Raw genomic sequence first — 18,857 nt, 5'->3', positions numbered from 1 at the left:
GCTGGTCGGCAGTTACGATAGCGTCGTCGCGTTCGGCCAAAGCCGCGCGCTGGTGGTCTGGCAGCGCATCATCCTTCCCGATGGTTCGTCAATCCGCATCGACAATGTTCCCGCGACCGACACGCAGGGCTATGCGGGCCTCGCCGACAAGATCGACCGGCACACATGGCAGCTATTGAAGGGCGTCGCGCTCTCGACGCTGCTTGGTGTCGGCTCGGAATTGAGTTTTGGCAGCAGCGAGAGCGACCTTGTTCGAGCGATCCGCGAGTCCGCGCAGCAGAGCGGCGCGCGCGCGGGCGACCAGCTCGTCACCCGCAATCTCAATATCCAGCCGACTATGCGCGTCCGGCCCGGCTGGCCGCTGCGTGTCATCGTCCACAAGGATATTGTCGTCGGGCGGCCGTGGGGAGGCGGAAATGGCTGACCTGAAATTGCCGAAGCTGCCGGAGCGAACGCCGAAGAGAATCACGTTCAACGCCATGCCGGGTTTGTTCGAGGCATTGAACGCTTATGCCGACGCTTACGAAGCGGCATACGGCAGGCGTGAATCCGTGCCGGACCTTATTCCTGCAATGCTTACGGCTTTCATCGAAACCGATCGCCGCTTTCACCGAGGGAGGCGGAAGCCATGAGCAAGATGCAGAGCAGGCAAGGGCCGCAAGTTGCGTCCGAGGACCGCCACCATATCGAACCGATCAGCGTCCGCATATCCGCCGCGGTTAAACTCACTGGCATTGGACGGTCGACGCTCTACGAACTCATCAAGGCCGGAGAGCTAGAAACTGTAAAAGTCGGTCGATCGACCTTCATTCGATACGCCAGCCTCAAGCGCCTGTTCGAGAAAAGCTAGGGCGCCGCGAGCGAGCCGCAGGGGATGGCCGGCAGAATCCCTTGCGCCTGTCTATAGGCAATTTACCCTGCAATTCTCCGTTTTTCGTCAGATGCAGGGTAATGGACCGGCAGGCCCGCCACCGAACTTTTTCGATTCCCATTTTCGCGAAGTTCGACCCTCTATTCGATTCCCATTTTTCGTTATAGTCGCGTGAGGGTGTCAGCGAGGGTATGTCTCGGCCGATTGGAAATAATATTCATTATAAACATCATCTTAGGAAGGTGATGCAGCTCCCTGCTTCGACGAAGGACAGGCACGGCTAGGGGCGAAATGTCGCGGACCGCGGCCCTTGGATTTTCGTCCTTACAATCCGTGTGTACAAACCCATATAGCATCTATCGCGGCCCTCCTTTTTGTAAGCCGCCGCGGCTGAGAGCCTGTGCTCCCGCTTACGCAGAGGAGCCACGCCATGAATCGCCCCGACACCGCCGAAAGAACCGTCGCATCGTCTCGCCCCGTGCGCCATTTCCACAAATATCGAAGCCCGCTCTCCCTCGATCATGCCCGGCGTCAGGGTGACATCAGCCAGCTTGCCTATCTGGTGATGGGCGGACGCGACCCTGCCATCGCCTTTCTCAATGGAGAAAATGTCGTGCTTGGCGGAAGGCCGCTCGCCATCGCAACCGCCAGCCCGGAGGGCTATGTGCAGGTCGCGGAGATCATCCGCTCTGGTGCTTCCGTGCCGGAATCGACGTGAGCCGCGCGATCAACCTCGCGTTGCCTGAGGCCGATGTCAGGGAAATCTGCCGTGCGTCGGGAGTGGCTATCAGTGCGATCGAGCGGTTGCCGTCAGGCGGCACGCGCTTGGTCTGCACGACCAGTAGCGGCGCCGACGAAATCCGCCTCAGACTCGCTGGCCACCTGATCGAAGGCGCGGTCGATCGATTCCGCTTCTATAGGCCATCCCCGACCGGTTGATGGCATGCAATGGCGCCGGAGGCGGCCTAGCTCGATCAGAAGAAAGCGGGCGCGACGAAACTTAGGGGGAAGCCGCGGGTTGAGACCTTATCCCCGCTGACCGAAGGATCCGATCATGGCGAAGAAGCCCGTGCCGTCACCCGCCGCAGACCATGCACTTCGTGACCACCAACCGGGAGAGGGCCAGCCGGCGCCGATTGACAGCAGAGGCGATGGCGATGAACTGCATCAGCAAGTCGGAGATGGAGTCGCCGATGCGGCGGCTTATCTCACCGATAATTTCGGTCACCGGATTTCGGACAACCAGAATTCGCTCCGCGCCGGTGAGCGCGGACCGACGCTGCTCGAGGACTTCGTCCTCCGCGAGAAGATCTTCCATTTCGACCATGAGCGCATCCCCGAGCGGATCGTCCACGCCCGCGGTTCGGGCGCGCACGGCGTGTTCGAGTGCACCAGGGCAATCCCCGGGCTGACCAAGGCTTCGATCTTCCAGAAGGAAGGCGCGACCTGTCCGGTCTTCGTTCGCTTCTCGACCGTCGCGGGCGGCGCCGGGTCGGTCGACACGCCGCGCGACGTGCGCGGCTTTGCGGTCAAGCTCTACACCGAAACCGGTAATTGGGATCTGGTCGGCAACAATATCCCGGTCTTCTTCATCCAGGACGCGATGAAGTTCCCAGATCTCGTCCACAGCGTGAAGATGGAGGCCGACCGCGGTTATCCGCAGGCGGCGAGCGCACACGACACCTTCTGGGACTTCATCGGCCTGATGCCCGAATCGATGCATATGATCATGTGGGCGATGTCCGACCGCGCGATCCCGCGCAGCTTCCGCATGATCGAAGGCTTCGGCGTTCATACCTTCCGCTTCGTCAACGATGAGGGTGCGGGCAAATTCGTCAAATTCCACTGGAAGCCCGTGCTCGGCATCCAGTCGACGACATGGGACGAGGCGGTCAAGATCGCCGGTGCCGATCCCGATTTCCTGCGCCGCGACCTGTTCGAGGCGATCGATGCCGGCGACTTCCCGGCGTGGAATCTCGGCGTGCAGGTCTTCGACGAGGCGTTCGCGGCAAAGCAGCCCTATGACGTGCTCGACGCCACCAAGCTGATCCCCGAGGAGGATATCCCCGTCGAGATCGTCGGCCGCATGACGCTCAACCGCAACGTCGACAATTTCTTCGCCGAAACCGAGCAAGCCGCCTTCCTGCCGTCGAACATCATCCCCGGCATCGATTTCAGCAACGACCCGCTGCTGCAGGGCCGGATCTTCTCCTATCTCGACACGCAGAAATCGCGGCTGGGAACGACCAATTTCCACCAGATCCCGATCAACGCGCCGAAATGCCCCTTCCACAATTTCCAGCGCGACGGGATGATGCAGACGCTCGTGCCAACGGGGCGTGCCAATTACGAACCCAACAGCCTTGCCGAAGCCGGAGAGCATGGCGGCCCACGCGCGAGCGCCGAAACGGGCTTCTCGACCTACATGGCCAATGACGAACGGAACGACCCCGCGCAGAAGCTGCGCATCCGCGCCGAACTGTTCGCCGACCATTTCACCCAGGCGCGGCTCTTCTACCTGTCGCAGACCGCGAATGAGCAGGCGCATATCGCCTCGGCGCTGGTGTTCGAGCTGTCGAAGGTGACGCTCGATCATGTCCGCGCGCGTGTCGTCGGCCAGCTCCGCAACATCGACGAGGATCTGGCGAAGCGCGTCGCCGCGGGCCTCGCGATCGACCTGCCGGCGAAGGAAAAGGCCGCGCGCGCCGCGGTTGACCTAAAACCCTCCGCCGCGCTGTCGATCCAGAAGAATGCCGATGACACGATGGAGGGCCGCAAGGTCGCGATCCTGTTCACCGAAGGGTCGGACAAGGCGGCGATCGACAAGCTGAAAGGCGATATCGAAAGTGCGGGCGGCACCCCCTTTCTCGTCGCGCCGAAGGTCGGCGGGATCAAGGTAAAGGGCGGCACGCTCAAGGCCGACGGCCAACTCGCCGGATCGCCTTCGGTGCTGTTCGACGCGGTCGCCTCGATCCTGACAGAAGAACAGGCCAAGGCGCTTTCGGTGCAGGGTGCGGCGGTGCAATGGTTCATGGACGCCTATGGCCATTGCAAGACCATCGCCCACGACGACGCGACGCAGCTGCTGCTCGACAAGGCGGGCGTCGAAAAGGACGGCGGTGTCGTCGCGATCGACGCGTTCGCCGACGTCGGCACGCGGCGCCACTGGGCGCGCGAAGCCAAGGTGCGCGATCTTGCCTGATCGCCCACGTTGATGACGGCCGCGTCCGCGACCCGTCACCGCGATCTTCGCACCGGGCGGTCGATCTGGTCGGCCCGGCGTCGTCCGGCGATCTCGTCAAGGCCGTTGACGCGCGATATCGCGTGCGATGCGGTCGTCGTCGGTGCCGGCGTATCGGGCGCGCTGATCGCGGAGGCGCTGTCGGAAGCGGGTCTCAGGACCGTCATCGTCGATCGTCGCGGCCCCGCCGAAGGGTCGACTGCGGCATCGACGGCGATGCTGCAATATGAACTCGACACGCCGCTCTCGCTGATGGCGGAGCGGATCGGGCGCGAAAAGGCCGAGCGCATCTGGCGCCGCTCGCGCCAGGCGGTCGATGCGCTGCGCGAGCGGACCGAGCGGCTGGGCCTCGCCGTCGACGGCGCGACGCGCGGTTCCATCTATCTCGACGGCAATGTCCTCGACGCCGACGGCCTGGCGCGCGAAGCCGACGCCCGCCGGCGCGCGGGTTTCGAGGTCGAGCTTCTCAAACCCGCCGCGGTGTTGGAGCGCTACGGGATCAAGGGACGCCATGCGCTGATCGGTTTCGGCAATTATTCCGCCGACCCGCGCCGGATGACCCTTGGCTATCTGAACGCCGCCATCGCGCGCGGCGCCCGGCTCTATTCGCCGGTCGATATCTGCGACATCGACGCGCGCGAAGACGGCGTGACGCTTCACAGCGCGCGCGGTCCCGAGATCCGTGCGCGCCATGTGGTCATGGCGACGGGCTACGAGATGATGAAGGGCATCCCGCGCAAGGGAAACAGGATCATATCGAGCTGGTCGATCGCGACCCGCCCTCAGCCCCGCGCCATCTGGCCGACGGCCGCGATGATCTGGGAAGCCGCCGACCCCTATCTCTACATCCGCACCACCCCGCGCGGCGAGGTCATATGCGGCGGCGAGGATGAGGAAATCGCGGACGCGGGCGAACGCGACGCGAAGCTTCCCGGCAAGATCAGAACCCTGTCGCGCAAGCTCGCCGCGCTGCTGCCGGGAATCGACGCGACTCCGGTCCATGGCTGGGCCGGCAGCTTCGGCGACAGCCCTGTCGGCACCCCGACGATCGGCCGCATCCCGCGCATGCCCAACTGCTATGCAGCCATGGGTTATGGCGGGAATGGCATCACCTTCTCGATGATGGCGGCGCAGATGCTGCGCGGGCTGATCTGCGGCTATAGCGATCCCGACGCGGACCTCGTCAGCTTCCATCGAAAATTCTAGGCGGGTCCGCGCAACGCAGTCGCGCCATCGCACCTGTAAGTGTCTTTTCCTGCTTCCGATGAGCAGCATGGTCTTGGCGCCGTCGCTGGTGTAGGGTCGATCCTTCACCGCCACCGATAGCGCGGCCGCTTTACCCATCGGCGCTCCATCATACCGAGTGCCGCCGGCATGGCGGCTCTTTCCGAAAGGATCGCTATTGCCCCATGACACCAGCCTTCTCGCCATGCTCGTTATGGGACTGGTCCTCGCTTTCATCGGCGGATTCATTGCCAGCAGGCTGAAGCTGCCGCCGCTCGTCGGCTATCTGCTCGCAGGCGTGGCGGTCGGCCCCTTCACTCCCGGCTTCGTCGGCGATGCTGCGCTGGCGAACCAGCTCGCGGAGATCGGCGTGATCCTGCTGATGTTCGGTGTCGGGCTGCATTTCTCGATCAAGGATTTGGTCGCTGTCCGCAGGATCGCCATCCCCGGCGCGCTCGTCCAGATCGTGGTTGCGGCCCTGCTCGGGGCGGGCCTGGTGCATCTCTGGGGCTGGACCACCGGGGCGGGCCTGGTTTTCGGTCTTGCCCTGTCGGTCGCGTCGACCGTCGTGCTGCTGCGCGCGCTCGAGCAGCGCAATACGCTCGATTCGATCAACGGCCGGATCGCCGTGGGTTGGCTGATCGTCGAGGATCTCGTCATGGTGCTGGCCCTTGTGTTGCTGCCGGCGTTAGGGCGCGCGCTGGGAGGGGAAGGAGCTTCGGGCGGCGCGGGCGATATCGCGCTCGTCTTGCTTGTCACGCTCGGAAAGGTTGCGCTGTTCCTTGCGCTTGTCCTGATCGTCGGAACGCGCGCCGCGCCCTGGATATTGGAACGTGTCGCCCGAACGGGCTCGCGCGAATTGTTCACTCTGTCGGTTCTCGCGACCGCGCTCGGTATCGCTTTCGGCTCGGCCGCCCTGTTCGGCGTGTCCTTCGCACTCGGCGCCTTCTTTGCTGGCGTGATCCTCAGCGAAAGCGATTTCAGTCATCGGGCGGCCGCGGACTCGCTGCCGTTGCAGGATGCTTTTGCCGTCCTGTTCTTCGTCTCGGTCGGGATGCTGTTCGATCCGGGCATCCTGGTCCGTGAACCGTCCGCCGTTCTGGCAGTGCTGGCGATCATTCTGGCCGGCAAGTCGGTTGCGGCGTTTGGGATCGTGCTGGCCTTCGGCTATCCGGCGCGGACGGCGCTGACCGTCTCGGCGAGCCTGGCGCAGATCGGCGAGTTCTCCTTCATCCTGATCGGCCTGGGCGTCACCTTGGGGCTGGTCGAGGCGGAAGCGAGGGACTTGGTCCTCGCCGGCGCGCTGCTGTCGATTACGCTCAATCCGCTCGTCTTCATCGCTTTCGACGGCTTCGAGAGATGGCTGCGACGACGACCGCGGCTGTTGGCATTGCTGGAGCGGGGAGGCGATGAGAGCCTTTCCCGTCTGCCCGACGCGAAGCACAGCAGCTTTCGCCATCACGCGGTCGTTGTCGGCTACGGCCGGGTCGGGCGCGTGGTCGGTAGGATGCTCAAGAGCGAAGGTCTTCCCGTTATCCTCGTCGACAAGGATCGACGCCGCGTCGAGGCGCTGCGCGAGCGCGGCATTACGGCCATCTATGGCGAAGCATCGACCCCGGGTATTCTCGAGGCGGCGGATATCGCCCAGGCGCGGCTGCTCGTGATCGCGACGCCGGATGGCTTTCAGACACGGCGCATCATCGAGATCGCGCGCGAGCTCAATCCCGAAATCGACACCGCGATCCGGACCCACAGCGAAGCCGAGGTCGCCCATCTCGAAGGTCAGGGCGTCGGCCTCGCGATCATGGGCGCGCGCGAGCTGTCGTTCGGCCTCGCCGGCTATGCGCTGCGCAGCCTCGGCATTTCGAAGAAGCGCGTAGCGGCCATCGTTCAGAAGGAGCGCATATCCGGGGAAGGCGGCGCGTTCGAGCGCCGGCCCGACATACCGCCTCGCGAAGTGCCAGAACTGCGCCAGCGCCGGGGGGATGACGAGGATGCAGGCTGATCCGGTGCGCAGGCCCATTCTGCGTGGCGAATTGATGCCCGCATCATGTCCGTCTGTGATAGGATGTGTCATCACCCGATTTCGATCGCAAGCTTCCCGTGACTGAGAGACCTCGAGCTCCCGCTTGCCCAGCGGGAGTCTATTCGATGATTTCCATCCACGAACCCTCGCGATCTTTCGGCCGGATCATTCGGTTGTGGAACCGGCTTCTCCATCACGGGCTGGAACATGTTCCGCAAACGATGGGAAACGCGTTTCACCAGTCGCGGCGCCGGCGACACGACCTCGAGCGCGCAATCGAAAGCTGGGAGCGCGAAAACGACGCCTGCTCGGGGGCGCCGCAAACAGCCCATCCTCAAGTCGTGTCGTCGTCTTCTGTCCAGCATGCCCTTGAGCAATGGGACAATGAGGGCGGAGCACAACCAGCGAAAGGAACGCGATCATGATACTGCACAATCTCTTCGGCCGTCACCTCGTCGATTTCAAGGCGAGCCACTGGGATCGGGGGCGCTTCGTCAGCCATTGCACCGTTTGCGGTTGCGAGATGGTCAAACTACCCGGCTTGGTATGGCAGGCGAGCGGACGGCGGGGCTGAGACGATCGGCTCTGCCGCTCGACCGGACGGAATCGCTCTATTAGCGACCCGGCATGATAAACAGGAACAATGCCCTATCCCGCGCGTCTTCTCCATGCCCACTACCGGGCAATTGAAGAGAGGAGAATGGTCATGGTCAACCCCGACCAGAACCAGACCGGCAGCCAGCCGGGCCGCAAGTCGGAAGGCGAGCGCCAGCCCCAGCAGGAGGACGGCGGCCGCCGTCAGCCCGGCCAGCCGGACCGCGACAAGCGGCCTCAGCAGGGTGGAGAAGCGGAAAAGCCGGGCAGGCAGAGCAGCTAGTCCGAGCTAACCGATCGTCCCCAGGCCGGGCTGCGTGTCGATACGTGGCCCGGTTTCGTTTTGGAAGTGTCCTGCCGCGCTTCAAGTCATTCCCGCTCGCCGACAGTATCCGATTTCCCTTCACATGCGGGAACGGCATGCCTGTGCAACCGCGTCGGCAAGGCTGGTGTAGCGATAACCGTCCAGGAGATAGGTCGCGGCGGGCACGCGGGTAATGCCGTATCGATCGAGTGTTTCACGCTCGGCGGCGTCGATACCGCCGCATTTGCATGACCGGTGGTTGCCGGACGGGGTCTTGTCCATGTCGAAGCCTTTCAATCCTTGAGCTGGTCGAGAAGTGTCGTGATCCTGATCGTGGCGACGGTCGAAAAGGCGTCCGATATGGCATAGGGAAGCAGGATGCGCTCTCCGACCTTGATGGCGCCGCACGAATAGACGACGTTCGGGACATAGCCATGGCGCTCCGCGGTCGCGGGCTGGACGAGCGGTACGCGCGAGCGCCCGAGCACGCGCGAGGGATCGTCCTTGTCGAGCAGAACCGCGCCGATCGAATAATGGCGTACGGGGCCGACGCCATGGGTGAAGAGCAGCCAGCCTTCGTCGAGTTCGATGGGCGAGCCGCAATTGCCGATTTGGACGAACTCCCAAGGATATTTGGGCTTCACGATCACCTCGCCGAGGCCCCATTCGTGGAGGTCGTCCGACAGGATGAGGTGCAGGCTCTCATTGTCGTGGCGCGCGATCATCGCATAGCGCCCGCCGATCTTTCGCGGAAAAAGCGCCATCCCCTTGTTCTGCGCCGCAGCGCCCTTGAGCGGTGCCAGATGGAATGTCACGAAGTCCCGGGTTTCGATCAGCTCCGACCTTATGCCGCTTCCGCTGTAGGCGGTGAAGGTCGCATAATAGATGGTCTGGCCTTCGTCATGGAAGGCGACGAAGCGGGCATCCTCGATCCCGTTCGCCTGCCTCTCGGTGACGGGGAAGATCACCCGCTCCGCGATGTCGCTGGCGGGATCGAAGCCGAGTTCCAGACGATCGCCGACACGGGCGGTCACGACGGGCGTCGCGGCGAGCCGCGCGGGCGGGTCGATGGTAACGGTTCCGTCGGCGGCCAATATTCCCGACCGGAACGTCAGGGAAGAGATGTGGCCTTCGCCGACCGCGCGCAGGCTAAGGATGAAGCGGCGGCATCCTGCGGCGACTCCCGACTGGTCGGGGTGCGGCACGATGCTGGGATTGAACAGCGCGGCTGCTTCGAAGCTGTACTCATGAAGAAAGTAGGCGCCGACGAGCTGACGCTGCGCCTGCGAGAAGCTCTTGTGAGCTGTGAAGGCATCCTCCATTTCCGCGGCGCGCCGTTCGAATATTGCGGGGAGGTTGCGGTGCCGGTCGTCGAAGTTTCGCAGCGTTTCGGCAAGCAGCGCGTCGGTCTCGTCCGCGGTCATTGCGAGGACGCGGTCGACGATGTGATTGGCGCGGGTCTTGTCGACGGGATGCAGGTCTCGGGGTTCGACCGCCGGCCGGAACGGCCGGACGACGACGCGCGACGGGTCGGGCCGCAAGTGAAGCGCCTGCCGGTTGAAGAAGGGCGCGGATGGCGGAGCCCCGTCAGGCATTGATGGCTTCGTGTGTGGATGGGCTCGGCTGTGACGGCGCCCGCCGGTCCGCCGCTCTCAGGCGCTGCATATCGGCCAGCGCGAGCAGGAAGGATAGCACCGATTCCGCCCCCCGGTTCTCGTTCGCGCGGTCCGGGTGGAGGCCGTCGCGGCAACTGCCCGTCGCGAGGTCAGCCAGCTTGATGCCGAGATCGTTCGCGCCAAGAAACCATGCGAAGGCGCGCTCGGCTTCCGCACGCCACGAAGAGTCTGGATCGACGCCTTTCGCCGCGATACAGGCCGCGATCGTCGCGCAAGCCTCCAGCGGCTGTTGATCGAACGGTTCGGGACTATTGCGCGAGGTCATCAGGAAGCCATGCGAGCCGACGGGCCGGAAATGACCTTCGGGCGCCGTCTGCATCGCCACCAACCAGCGCAGACTTCGCAATCCCGCTTCGACCATGGTCGCCGAGAGCGCTGCGGCGCCCGTGACGATCAGCGCTTGCGGCAGCCGGGCGTTGTCATAGCTGAGGCCATTTTCGAACCATGTCCATTCGGGACCTTCCTGTTCGCCCAGCAACCTTTCGAGGCGGCCGGCGAGTTCGGCACGCAGGCGCGCGGCGGCATGATCTTCGGCATAAACCGCGCAATAGGATGCGAGGCCGAGCAAGGTGAACGCCCAGGACCGCGGTGAGGTGAAGGCCTCGACGTCGGCCAGCGCCTCGCTGAACAGCTCTTTTGCCCAGCGCGCATGGCCAAGGGAGCAGGCACGCGCACTATAGGCGCCCAGCGCCCAGAGCGTCCGCCCGTGACTGTCCTCCGAGCCCGCATCTTCCAGCCATCGCCGGTCGAAGCCCATGAAATTGCGAAAACGCCGATTGCCCGGATTCCAGCCGTGCTGGATGAAGGCCGCGAATGTGGATGACAGCCGGCGCGCCAGCGGCGCATCGGGGCCGCCGGCGAGACCGCAGCACAGGAGCAGCGCCCGTGCATTGTCGTCGATGCAATATCCATGACTGCGGTCGGCGATTGCGTGAACGGCATGCTGGAATATCCCCGTGTCGTCGGACATCGCGGCGAGATGGTCGAGCGAGATCGGTGGGAGGTCGGGTTGGACGTTCGTCCGCAGGCGGACTGGCCCGGGTTCGGGCATCCCCGCCTGGCCGCCGGACGCGAGCCTGCGCTCACGGCAAGCCTTGCGAAAGCTCGCGGCATAGCGCCGCGCCGAATTGGCCCAGATCATGGGGCGGCTCGCCGCATAGGCCTTGCGCCCCATCGCCAGACGTTCGGTGTCGTTGCCCAGCAGATCGGAAATCGCCGGGCCGAAGCCTGCCGGATTGTCGAACGGGATCAGGACGCCCGACCCGTCGGCGAGCAACTCGGCGGCGTGCCAATAGGGCGTGGAAACGACCGGACGCCCCAGACCATGCGAATAGGCGAGCGTTCCCGACGTCATTTGCGCCGCCGCCAGATAGGGCGTCGCATAGACATCGCACATCGCGATATGGTCGAGCAGTTCGGGGCGGTCGACGAAACGGTTGATGAACGCGACATGGTCATCGAGGCCAAGCTCGCGTACCCGCGCCGTCAGCGTGTCGCGATAACGCTCGCCCTCACGGGCCTGCAAGGCGGGGTGGGTGGCGCCCATCACGATATAGAGGACGTCGGGGGTGCGCCGGACGATTTCGGGCATGGCCTCTATCATCGTCTCGATGCCCTTGTTCGGGCTCATCAGCCCGAACGTCAGGATGATCTTGCGGTCGGTAAACCCCAGCCGCTCCTTGGCCGCGCGCGCCGAGGCGAGCGGAACATCGGGAATGCCGTGGGCGATAACGTCAATCTTCCCCGGATCGGCGCCATAGACATTGATCAGCATGTCGCGGGCCTTGTCGGCCATGACGACCACCCGCGCCGATGCGGTAACGATATCCTTCATGACGCGGCGCTGCGCCGTGGTCGGCCGATCGAGAACCGTGTGCAAGGTGGTGACGAGCGGCGCATCGAGCTTCGCTACGAGGCCGAGAATCAGCGCGCCTGCCTCGCCGCCGAAGATGCCGAACTCATGCTGGAGGCAGACGAGATCGAACGCCTCGCGATTGATGAAATCGGCGGCGGCGCGATAGTCGGCCACCTGGCCCTGCCGGATTGTCTTGCGGACGACTGGCGGAAATTCGTGGTCGCCGCCCGGCTCGATCATCGCGACAATGGCCGTATCCGCAACCTCGCCGAGCGCGCCGACCGCGAGTTCGAGGTCGGTCGTGAAGGTGGCTATGCCGCAGCGGCGCGGGAGGGCATTGCCGACGAACGCGATCCGCAGCGCCGGCGTGTGCAGGCCATCTCAGTGCTTGCCTTTCGGTTTGGCGGTCATTTTCACCGCAGACGCCTCTTGGGCGGCAAGGGCAGTGAGTGCTTTGGGTTTTGCTGCCTTGGGCTTGCGGATCTCGCGATTGCTGCGCTTTTGCGATTTTGCCATGTCAGACGTCCTTCCGTTCGATCATCCGATACGAGAATTCGTCCGAACGCCGCGGGCGGGCCGAAGCGATCGCTCCGCTCCGGACATTCGGAGAAAGATAGGGACGGTGACGGTAGGGGAAGGATTTGAAGCACTGACCGAGGCTTTCGATCTTGCGCCGATATCGCATGACCTCCGAGGGTTTGGTCGCGGCGGAATAGCGCATCAGCGCGATCTGTTCGTCTTCGAGTAGCTGATTGAGGCACATGGTGCGTGCTCCTGCATCAAGCGAGAGCACAATTTTTGTCCCTCTGTCACATGGAGCTTGTTCAAAATTCAGGTGATGAGGGCCTTATACCACGGATCGCGCAAACCACCCCACGAATTCGGGGCAATTCGAATGCCTATATGTTTATCATTGCGGCCAACACTTCCCGGGCAGAGCGACACCAACCTGACGGCAATGGCTATGATCTGTTGATTTTGGAGGATTTGCGCGCGGTTGCGAACGCAGTCGGCCGCACGCCTCGCCGGGGGCAATCGACCGCATTCGTATCGAGCCCGTTCGCTATTGGCTTGTCGTTTCCGCAGCGTTGCGCCGCGCGCGATCAATTCATTAGTCCTGCCTGGGCGGCCTGCCTATGTCATGGAGCGTATGAAGGCGCTCGCCGACGATTTGCCAGATATGGGCGGCCCCGCGATCGCCAAGGCGAACCGCCCCGGCTTCCTCGTCGACGGCAAATTGTTCCGAAGCATTGCCGTAGCGATATTCCGCGTCGAGCATCGCCCTTGAAATGACCTGTTCGCGATCAGGCGCATCGGCTTGTTCGCTCAAGCTGCGCTCCCGAATCCGCTGGCGGAGGAGTTCGGCGCGTTCATCATGGATGTTGACGTTTCGCCAAGTCTCCAAGGGCAATTGCCCGGTATGGCCGCGCGCGATGTCCTTGTCCGTCGATGGCCATGCAGAGCCGGGATTGACGGCGCTGCTGCTCCCACCGTCGTCCATCGATATATTGTCGGCAAGCGCTGCGAGCGCCATTTCATCGTATCCGAGCGACCGATAGATATCGCGACCGATGACCCAGCGCGCTTCTTCTATCTCGGCCAGTCGATCGACTATATCTTCGAGTGCGGAGGCGCTGCGTTCTTGGGGCGTCATGCTGAGCGCCTTATGAATGAGAAGCTCGGCAATGAATGTGTCGCCGAGGAAATCCGCATATCCGGCAGCCTGCTCCGAGGTTGTCGGGTCGGCTTTGAGGCGGGCGGAACCGGGCCGCCTTTTGTCGGCAGGCCCGTCGTCGAGACCGCGCCGGTCGCGATATTCGGCGATCCGCCTGGCATAAGAGTCGGACAGATCGAAGCTGGACGGAGGATGTCCGTCGCGCCGCGCCCGGCTTACGGCAATCAAGGCCATCTGATGATGATAGAGAAGTTGATCGAAATCCATATTCCGTCTCCCGCGTGCGGGAGCGCGAAAGTCTCTCGGTCGCCAACATGCAAAAATGAGGCTGACGATACCCCCGTAGGTGGTGCGAACAACCGCTCTTTACAAGGCCAGATGGTCGCGCTGACCCGTTTCGCAGCGAACCACCGCGGTATCGTTGCGATCCCCAAGTCTGTGCGCCAGGAACGCATGGTCGAGAATTTCGCGATCCTCGACTTCCAGCTCGACGACGAGGGTCTCGCCAGGATCGCGACCCTCGATCGGAAGGCCAGCAGCTTCTTCGATCACCGCGACCCGGCGAAGGTGAGGTGGCTCGGTACCCGCAAGCTTTAGGTCGATGAAAGGCTTCGCGCCGTCCCGGCGCGACGCAAATGCCGCACATGATCGAGAAGGCTGCCGCGACGGCGGTTCAACTTATGCCTGCCGAGACGGCCGAGCTTAGCCAAAGCCGAACAACCGCGGCGCGACGGCATTCCAGATGTCACTGCGTGCGATCCGCGACTCGGTCGTGTGGAACGGAATCAGGATCAGCGCAGCCCGGAGCGGTACCGGATGAATCGGTTCCACCCAAGCCCCCCAAGATCTGAATCATAGGACCCTCTCCCGGAAAATCGCCGGAAATCGTCTGGCTCGTCGGCTGTGGTCTTGGCTGTGAAGCGACGGGGTGCCACCGGCCAAACATTTGGTCAGCCGTTCGAAGCGCGCCGGATTTTGGATTCCCGCAAGGCCGGCGATATATTCGGGAGATAATTGGAGTCGCACCTATGGGAACGAAGGCCACTCGCGACCTGTGGGGCCAAGCCCTCGCCATCGAAAATCAGTTTGGCGATCGTGGGCCCGAGGTTCTCGCACGGCGTATCGACCGGCTGCGCGATGCTGGTGAAATCGAGGACGCGGAATTCTGGTCGCAGGTCGCCGGATGCCTGACCGATCTGCATGCGATCCGCCTGCCGGGCGCTTGCGCCGTCAATATGGACGGGCCGCGCGGCCAGCGCCAAAGTGCACACACGCCATGCAATTCGGCCTCGCCGGATACACCCGCGGAACGCGTGCAATTGAACTCAGTCGATCAGTTTCAGAGTGATTAGCTCGACCCTTTCTCTTCGACGGGTTCAATATCGGCTATCAAAGCACCCAGGCTGAATTTCGGCGCCGCTCGGTTGTCGGCTGCAAGCCGCTGTCGATCCGCAGCATTGCGAGCCGGCAAGCACGGGGCCGAACCCCCTCTCTTGTAAATGAGAAGCCGCTACCCCATCTCCATGAGATCGTCGGCGTCCTTTCGCTTGCCGGGGACTGAGAGACCATCGCGCTCCCGCTGAACGGGAGGTGGACGTGGATCTCAATCAACTCCTTTATCATCACCAGATGGCGCTGATCGCAGCGAACCGCGCCCACCGCGATGGGCGGCCCCACGCCAATTTCGATCTTCCGCGCTATTATGCGAAGCGGATCGGCGAGTATCGCGCGCGGCGCGGCCTCGGCGTCGGTCCGGCCCTCATGGCCGATCGAGACGGCGGCCCGCGCGCGGATCCTCCGACCTCGGCACAGGGCGACGACTATCCGGTTTTTCTTGGCGACACGCTGGTTGCCGAACTTCTCGTCAACAAGGCGCTGGCCATGACCGAGGCCGAGCGCGCGGCATGCGCGCTGGGCGGCATAGCCGAGCGCTTGACCGATCTCCACGAAGAGCTGTGGGTCATCGGACACGATATCTACCAGGCCCTCGATCTCGACGAGGAAAAACTCGCGAAGCTGGCTGCCGACCTGCCTCCGCCCCCCCCCCACGAACGGCAGGCCGTGCATCTGCGGCCTTTCCGCCCGCAGTCGGACGAGGGCATCGTCCATAGCTATGTTGACCAGTTCAGCGTGGGAAGCTTTCGCTATACCAATATCGAGGATGCCCGCGCCGCGCTGCGTCGTCAGCGCGAGAGCGCTGCGAATTCCGGGAGGCAAGCCAATGATGCCTGACCGCAAGGAGATGCCGGCGGCGCGCGCGCGGACCAATCCGTTCAGGCGGCGCCGGCCCTTCGCACCGCTTCCGCCGCAAGAAGCGAAGCGTCAGGGCGCGATCAGCGCGCTCGCTTTCCAGTTGCTCGGCGGGCGCGATCCCGCGCTGACCTTCCTGAATGGCGAAAGCGCCGAATTGCGCGGCCGCCCGATCGCAATCGCCACCCTGAGCGATACGGGCTACGCTCTCGTCGAGCGGGAAATCCGCTCGCGCGCGGCCGAGACCGGTGAGCGCCATGTCAAGTGATCGGGAAGCCGCGCGGCATATCACGCGCACATGGTTCGAGTGGGAAATCGACGGGCTGGCACGCAAAGTCATTCTTGTCGTCGAAACCGATCTGGCCATGCAGCCCGACGAGCAGGACTATGACGCGCTTACTCTCGACATGCTGCGTACGGAAGCGATCGCCCGGTCGCGGGCGTCGCCCGGCGCGATCGATCGCATTCGCATCGTGCCCGTTCGCTACTAGTGGCCATGACACAGGGATGGAGCATCCGGCATGGCCGATTATGAAATCACCGGCATCCGGCAAGGCGGGATGGACGGACGGACGCATCATATCGAGGCGGTAAAAGTCGGCGAAAGCCTGTTCCTCGTCGATCAGATCATCGACTGGACGAAGGACGAGGTTCATCGCTTCTGGATATGGTTCCAGGAAGAGAGGATCGATATCGTGGCGCTACAGCACGGCTCGTCGCGGCGTTTTTATCTCACCGTCGACGGTGGCGGTTTCCCGCCGGCTGCTTTGCTGTCGCTCCCGCGCGTTTGATAGCGCGCGGGATTTGGACTTTCTGCTGCACCGGAAATCGTGCGGGCCATCGCGAAGAGACTTCGGACGATCGGGCAAATCTCCATCGCAAAAGGGCCTCGCATCTGCATGCGAAGCCCTTTCATCCTCTGCGCTCGTGACCAAAGGAAGCCCCATTGGCCTTCCCGGGTCGCGAGGAAAGCCTTTGTCATACGACAATAGGCCGATGCTAGGCGATGTCGAGCGCGATCGCGCCCGAGCCGGTCTTTATCACCGCGACGGGCCGCCGCGCATGCGCGCTGCTATATCCGACAAAATCAGGTTCGAGACCGCGTTTTTCGCGAAACCGGTTGATCCGCCGGGCATAATGGTTCGGGAGATCGAAACCGGCGGGTGCTTCGCCGGCGCGGTGTGCCCGGTCGGCAGCGATCACGGCCATTTGATGATGATAGAAGAGCTGGTTCATATCCATGATGGTGTCCTGGTGGGGCCTTTCGTCATGCTGACGGCCGCCGTGCCGGTGATTCAGGTTCGCGCTCGCGGATTCAGGCGAGACATTGGGCACGGACCGCTTCGGCGAGCCGATCCCTGTCAGCGCGGGCCTGTTCGGATTTGAACTGGCGGTTGGCCAGCGCGTGCCACGCGGCGGCCGAACGGAGATTGCGCTCGCGAACTAGTGTCAGGTCCGCCGCGGCGGCGTCGGCCTCGCATCGCTCGGCCTGTTCGCGATAATTGTCGCTGGTTGCTGCCACGGCGCTTTCCTTTCGTTCAATCGATCATGTCGGCGATCAGCCGCTTCAGTTCGCGGCGCGAGAGCGTTGGCGAACGGCGCGGCGTGCGGCCTATAGTGATCGGATTGCCTGCCAGCGGGAGGCCGGCGAGCGCGGGTAGAATGGTGTTGGTCTGAAACATATTGGTCTTCTTGATTCTCAGGTGTCAGCGGCGCTTGCGCGCGCCGCCGGCTGGACCGCCGGGGCCGCGATCGCGGTAGACGATGCGGCCCTTGGTCAGGTCATAGGGCGTCATTTCGACGCGGACGGCGTCGCCGACCACCGAACGGATACGAAAGCGTCGCATCCGTCCGGCGGTATAGGCGATCAGCCGATGGCCATTTTCAAGGATGACGCGGAACCGCCCGTCGGGCAGGATTTCCTCGATCGAGCCCTCGAAGCTGAGGACATCTTCCTTGGCCATTGCCGAAGGGCCGGGTCAGGCCGCTTCGAGATTGACCGCGGAGATCTTGCCGTCGCGGCCGGTTTCCAGTTCGTACGAGACGCGCTGGTCCTTGCCCAGCGACGCCATTCCGGCGCGCTCGACGGCAGTCACATGGACGAAGCTGTCGCCCGAGCCGTCTTCATTCGAGATGAAGCCATAGCCCTTGTCGCTGTTGAAGAATTTGACTTTGCCGATCGGCATGAGTGTTTCCTTTCACGAAAACAGGATATCCGCCGGCAAAAGCACCGACAGAGCTGGAAGCGTGAGAAGGGAAGAATCGCCCCGGAGCGGGGTATCAAAATTCCGTCGCAGGCGACGTTAGCAACTGTGATATGGGCCATCCTTTTCGAAAAGTCAAGTTTCTGCCTGGATTTTCATTAAATGGCGAGGGCGGTGTTTCCTGTTTTTCTCTTTGAGGACTGGAATTATTCAATCGCAGCTTCTTACGGTCGCGGCCTCTCGTCGCCTTCTCGACCTGCTGGCGGATCTGCGCGATGCGCGTCGATGTCAGCTCTGGTGCCGATATAAGCGTCGTGTGCTCTGCATGAGCTATTGATTGGGACGTCGCCAACGCGGCGGGATTGGCTGGATGTATCTATGTCCGTGCCGGGCGGAATAACCACCTTCCAGAGCCGCACAATGCATAGCTTCCTATGTCTTCTGCAATAAGCGCCGTTCCAAGAGGCTTGCGAAACCACGGCGGCCATCTGCGATAATAGCGACGGTTAAGGGGGCAACGGAACTTCAGCCTGCGGTTCGGTTTAATTCAATCGCCATTGTTAGGGTCAGGACCCATTAATTCCGCGCTCGAGGTTTGAAGCGATTTTGCTCAGGGCGAGGAGGAAAGGCGTGGGAATATGAATATATTTCGAGACTTTTCGACGAAGCCATGGGCAAAATCGGTCAAATCCCGAAGGGACGTCGAAATGGCTTCGATCTCGGGCCTGCGCGGCCTTGCGGGTAGCGATGCTACCCGCTGCACCCGCCCAGGCCCGATATCTTCGCCATTTCGACGCCTCGATCGTGGAATTAATGGGTCCTGACCCTAGCACTAACTGTGCTCGGCCAAATGCCCAAGCATGTCGAGTAATACCGTACGGCGTGCGGCATCGTGCTCGACCGGCCGCTGGCGGAGAGCGAAAAGGACGGCGGTGCC

Annotated in this window: 27 protein-coding genes; 16 read left to right on the top strand and 11 right to left on the bottom strand. The window is 63.1% G+C overall.

Annotation, left to right across the window (positions count from 1 at the left end; translation table 11 throughout):
• The 10 genes from VHO04_RS04460 to VHO04_RS04415 form a co-directional block, all read left to right on the top strand.
• On the top strand, positions 1-424 hold a 424-nt coding region (locus tag VHO04_RS04460; RefSeq protein WP_329627176.1), incomplete at its 5' end, for a TrbI/VirB10 family protein.
• A complete protein-coding gene (locus tag VHO04_RS04455) occupies positions 417-632 on the top strand; it encodes a DUF2274 domain-containing protein (protein WP_067105495.1) in 216 nt (71 codons plus the stop codon). The genes VHO04_RS04460 and VHO04_RS04455, both read left to right, overlap by 8 nt.
• Positions 629-850, top strand: coding sequence for a helix-turn-helix domain-containing protein (locus VHO04_RS04450; RefSeq protein WP_082737238.1), 222 nt, complete (start codon positions 629-631; stop codon positions 848-850). Before VHO04_RS04455 ends, VHO04_RS04450 begins: the two co-directional genes overlap by 4 nt.
• A 451-nt stretch (positions 851-1,301) precedes the next feature.
• Positions 1,302-1,589, top strand: a complete 288-nt coding sequence (locus VHO04_RS04445) for a hypothetical protein (RefSeq protein WP_067184137.1) — start codon at positions 1,302-1,304, stop codon at positions 1,587-1,589.
• Positions 1,586-1,810 (top strand): hypothetical protein, encoded by a 225-nt coding sequence (locus VHO04_RS04440; protein ID WP_067105493.1) that lies wholly within the window; start codon positions 1,586-1,588, stop codon positions 1,808-1,810. The genes VHO04_RS04445 and VHO04_RS04440 overlap by 4 nt, the downstream gene beginning before the upstream one ends.
• A 115-nt stretch (positions 1,811-1,925) precedes the next feature.
• On the top strand, positions 1,926-4,073 hold the full coding sequence (locus tag VHO04_RS04435) for a catalase (RefSeq protein WP_329627175.1): 2,148 nt from the start codon (positions 1,926-1,928) through the stop codon (positions 4,071-4,073).
• Positions 4,074-4,085: 12 nt separating this feature from the next.
• Complete coding sequence (locus VHO04_RS04430) at positions 4,086-5,318, top strand: FAD-binding oxidoreductase (protein WP_329627174.1); 1,233 nt, start codon at positions 4,086-4,088, stop codon at positions 5,316-5,318.
• 157 nt (positions 5,319-5,475) lie between these two features.
• The gene (gene ybaL / locus VHO04_RS04425; protein ID WP_329627173.1) at positions 5,476-7,341 is read left to right on the top strand and encodes a YbaL family putative K(+) efflux transporter; all 1,866 of its coding nucleotides are present in this window, start codon (positions 5,476-5,478) and stop codon (positions 7,339-7,341) included.
• A 442-nt stretch (positions 7,342-7,783) separates the two neighbouring features.
• Positions 7,784-7,936, top strand: a complete 153-nt coding sequence (locus VHO04_RS04420; protein ID WP_156482940.1) for a hypothetical protein — start codon at positions 7,784-7,786, stop codon at positions 7,934-7,936.
• A gap of 132 nt (positions 7,937-8,068) precedes the next feature.
• Positions 8,069-8,239, top strand: coding sequence for a hypothetical protein (locus VHO04_RS04415; protein WP_329627172.1), 171 nt, complete (start codon positions 8,069-8,071; stop codon positions 8,237-8,239).
• Between the two features lie 120 nt (positions 8,240-8,359).
• Here VHO04_RS04415 and VHO04_RS04410 read toward each other — a convergent pair whose 3' ends face one another.
• The 6 genes from VHO04_RS04410 to VHO04_RS04385 all read right to left on the bottom strand — a co-directional run bounded on the left by VHO04_RS04410 (position 8,360) and on the right by VHO04_RS04385 (position 13,733).
• Complete coding sequence (locus tag VHO04_RS04410; protein ID WP_329627171.1) at positions 8,360-8,542, bottom strand: hypothetical protein; 183 nt, start codon at positions 8,540-8,542, stop codon at positions 8,360-8,362.
• Positions 8,543-8,553: 11 nt separating this feature from the next.
• On the bottom strand, positions 8,554-9,855 hold the full coding sequence (locus VHO04_RS04405) for a glycoside hydrolase family 130 protein (RefSeq protein ID WP_329627170.1): 1,302 nt from the start codon (positions 9,853-9,855) through the stop codon (positions 8,554-8,556).
• The gene (locus tag VHO04_RS04400) at positions 9,848-12,031 is read right to left on the bottom strand and encodes a glycosyltransferase family 4 protein (RefSeq protein ID WP_329627169.1); all 2,184 of its coding nucleotides are present in this window, start codon (positions 12,029-12,031) and stop codon (positions 9,848-9,850) included. The genes VHO04_RS04405 and VHO04_RS04400 overlap by 8 nt, the downstream gene beginning before the upstream one ends.
• A gap of 141 nt (positions 12,032-12,172) precedes the next feature.
• Positions 12,173-12,307, bottom strand: coding sequence for a hypothetical protein (locus VHO04_RS04395; RefSeq protein ID WP_255211373.1), 135 nt, complete (start codon positions 12,305-12,307; stop codon positions 12,173-12,175).
• A 1-nt stretch (position 12,308) separates the two neighbouring features.
• On the bottom strand, positions 12,309-12,584 hold the full coding sequence (locus tag VHO04_RS04390; protein WP_148650869.1) for a hypothetical protein: 276 nt from the start codon (positions 12,582-12,584) through the stop codon (positions 12,309-12,311).
• Positions 12,585-12,902: 318 nt separating this feature from the next.
• On the bottom strand, positions 12,903-13,733 hold the full coding sequence (locus tag VHO04_RS04385) for a hypothetical protein (RefSeq protein WP_067105487.1): 831 nt from the start codon (positions 13,731-13,733) through the stop codon (positions 12,903-12,905).
• Between the two features lie 111 nt (positions 13,734-13,844).
• Between VHO04_RS04385 and VHO04_RS04380 the strand changes: the two genes are divergently transcribed.
• The 6 genes from VHO04_RS04380 (at position 13,845) to VHO04_RS04355 (ending at position 16,507) form a co-directional block, all read left to right on the top strand.
• Positions 13,845-14,063, top strand: a complete 219-nt coding sequence (locus VHO04_RS04380) for a hypothetical protein (protein ID WP_329627168.1) — start codon at positions 13,845-13,847, stop codon at positions 14,061-14,063.
• 431 nt (positions 14,064-14,494) lie between these two features.
• Positions 14,495-14,818: a DUF6961 family protein gene (locus tag VHO04_RS04375; RefSeq protein WP_067105485.1), complete on the top strand. Its 324-nt coding sequence runs from the start codon at positions 14,495-14,497 to the stop codon at positions 14,816-14,818.
• A gap of 244 nt (positions 14,819-15,062) precedes the next feature.
• The gene (locus tag VHO04_RS04370; protein ID WP_067105484.1) at positions 15,063-15,698 is read left to right on the top strand and encodes a hypothetical protein; all 636 of its coding nucleotides are present in this window, start codon (positions 15,063-15,065) and stop codon (positions 15,696-15,698) included.
• The gene (locus VHO04_RS04365) at positions 15,688-15,984 is read left to right on the top strand and encodes a hypothetical protein (protein WP_329627167.1); all 297 of its coding nucleotides are present in this window, start codon (positions 15,688-15,690) and stop codon (positions 15,982-15,984) included. The genes VHO04_RS04370 and VHO04_RS04365 overlap by 11 nt, the downstream gene beginning before the upstream one ends.
• A complete protein-coding gene (locus VHO04_RS04360) occupies positions 15,974-16,207 on the top strand; it encodes a hypothetical protein (RefSeq protein ID WP_329627166.1) in 234 nt (77 codons plus the stop codon). The genes VHO04_RS04365 and VHO04_RS04360 overlap by 11 nt, the downstream gene beginning before the upstream one ends.
• Before the next feature lie 30 nt (positions 16,208-16,237).
• A complete protein-coding gene (locus tag VHO04_RS04355) occupies positions 16,238-16,507 on the top strand; it encodes a hypothetical protein (RefSeq protein WP_067105481.1) in 270 nt (89 codons plus the stop codon).
• Between the two features lie 208 nt (positions 16,508-16,715).
• Here VHO04_RS04355 and VHO04_RS04350 read toward each other — a convergent pair whose 3' ends face one another.
• The 5 genes from VHO04_RS04350 to VHO04_RS04330 are packed head-to-tail and all read right to left on the bottom strand — an operon-like array spanning position 16,716 to position 17,902.
• The gene (locus VHO04_RS04350; protein ID WP_141237178.1) at positions 16,716-17,051 is read right to left on the bottom strand and encodes a hypothetical protein; all 336 of its coding nucleotides are present in this window, start codon (positions 17,049-17,051) and stop codon (positions 16,716-16,718) included.
• A complete protein-coding gene (locus VHO04_RS04345) occupies positions 17,032-17,238 on the bottom strand; it encodes a hypothetical protein (protein ID WP_067105479.1) in 207 nt (68 codons plus the stop codon). Before VHO04_RS04345 ends, VHO04_RS04350 begins: the two co-directional genes overlap by 20 nt.
• Positions 17,239-17,254: 16 nt before the next feature.
• Positions 17,255-17,398, bottom strand: a complete 144-nt coding sequence (locus tag VHO04_RS04340) for a hypothetical protein (protein ID WP_156482936.1) — start codon at positions 17,396-17,398, stop codon at positions 17,255-17,257.
• A 24-nt stretch (positions 17,399-17,422) separates the two neighbouring features.
• Positions 17,423-17,680, bottom strand: a complete 258-nt coding sequence (gene infA, locus VHO04_RS04335; RefSeq protein ID WP_067105478.1) for a translation initiation factor IF-1 — start codon at positions 17,678-17,680, stop codon at positions 17,423-17,425.
• A gap of 15 nt (positions 17,681-17,695) precedes the next feature.
• Positions 17,696-17,902, bottom strand: coding sequence for a cold-shock protein (locus VHO04_RS04330; protein ID WP_067105477.1), 207 nt, complete (start codon positions 17,900-17,902; stop codon positions 17,696-17,698).
• Positions 17,903-18,857: the final 955 nt, after the last annotated feature.

Source organism: Sphingopyxis sp. (assembly GCF_036261875.1).
In the GTDB taxonomy this organism is placed as follows: Bacteria; Pseudomonadota; Alphaproteobacteria; order Sphingomonadales; family Sphingomonadaceae; genus Sphingopyxis.
This window is presented reverse-complemented; position numbering and strand designations above follow the sequence as displayed.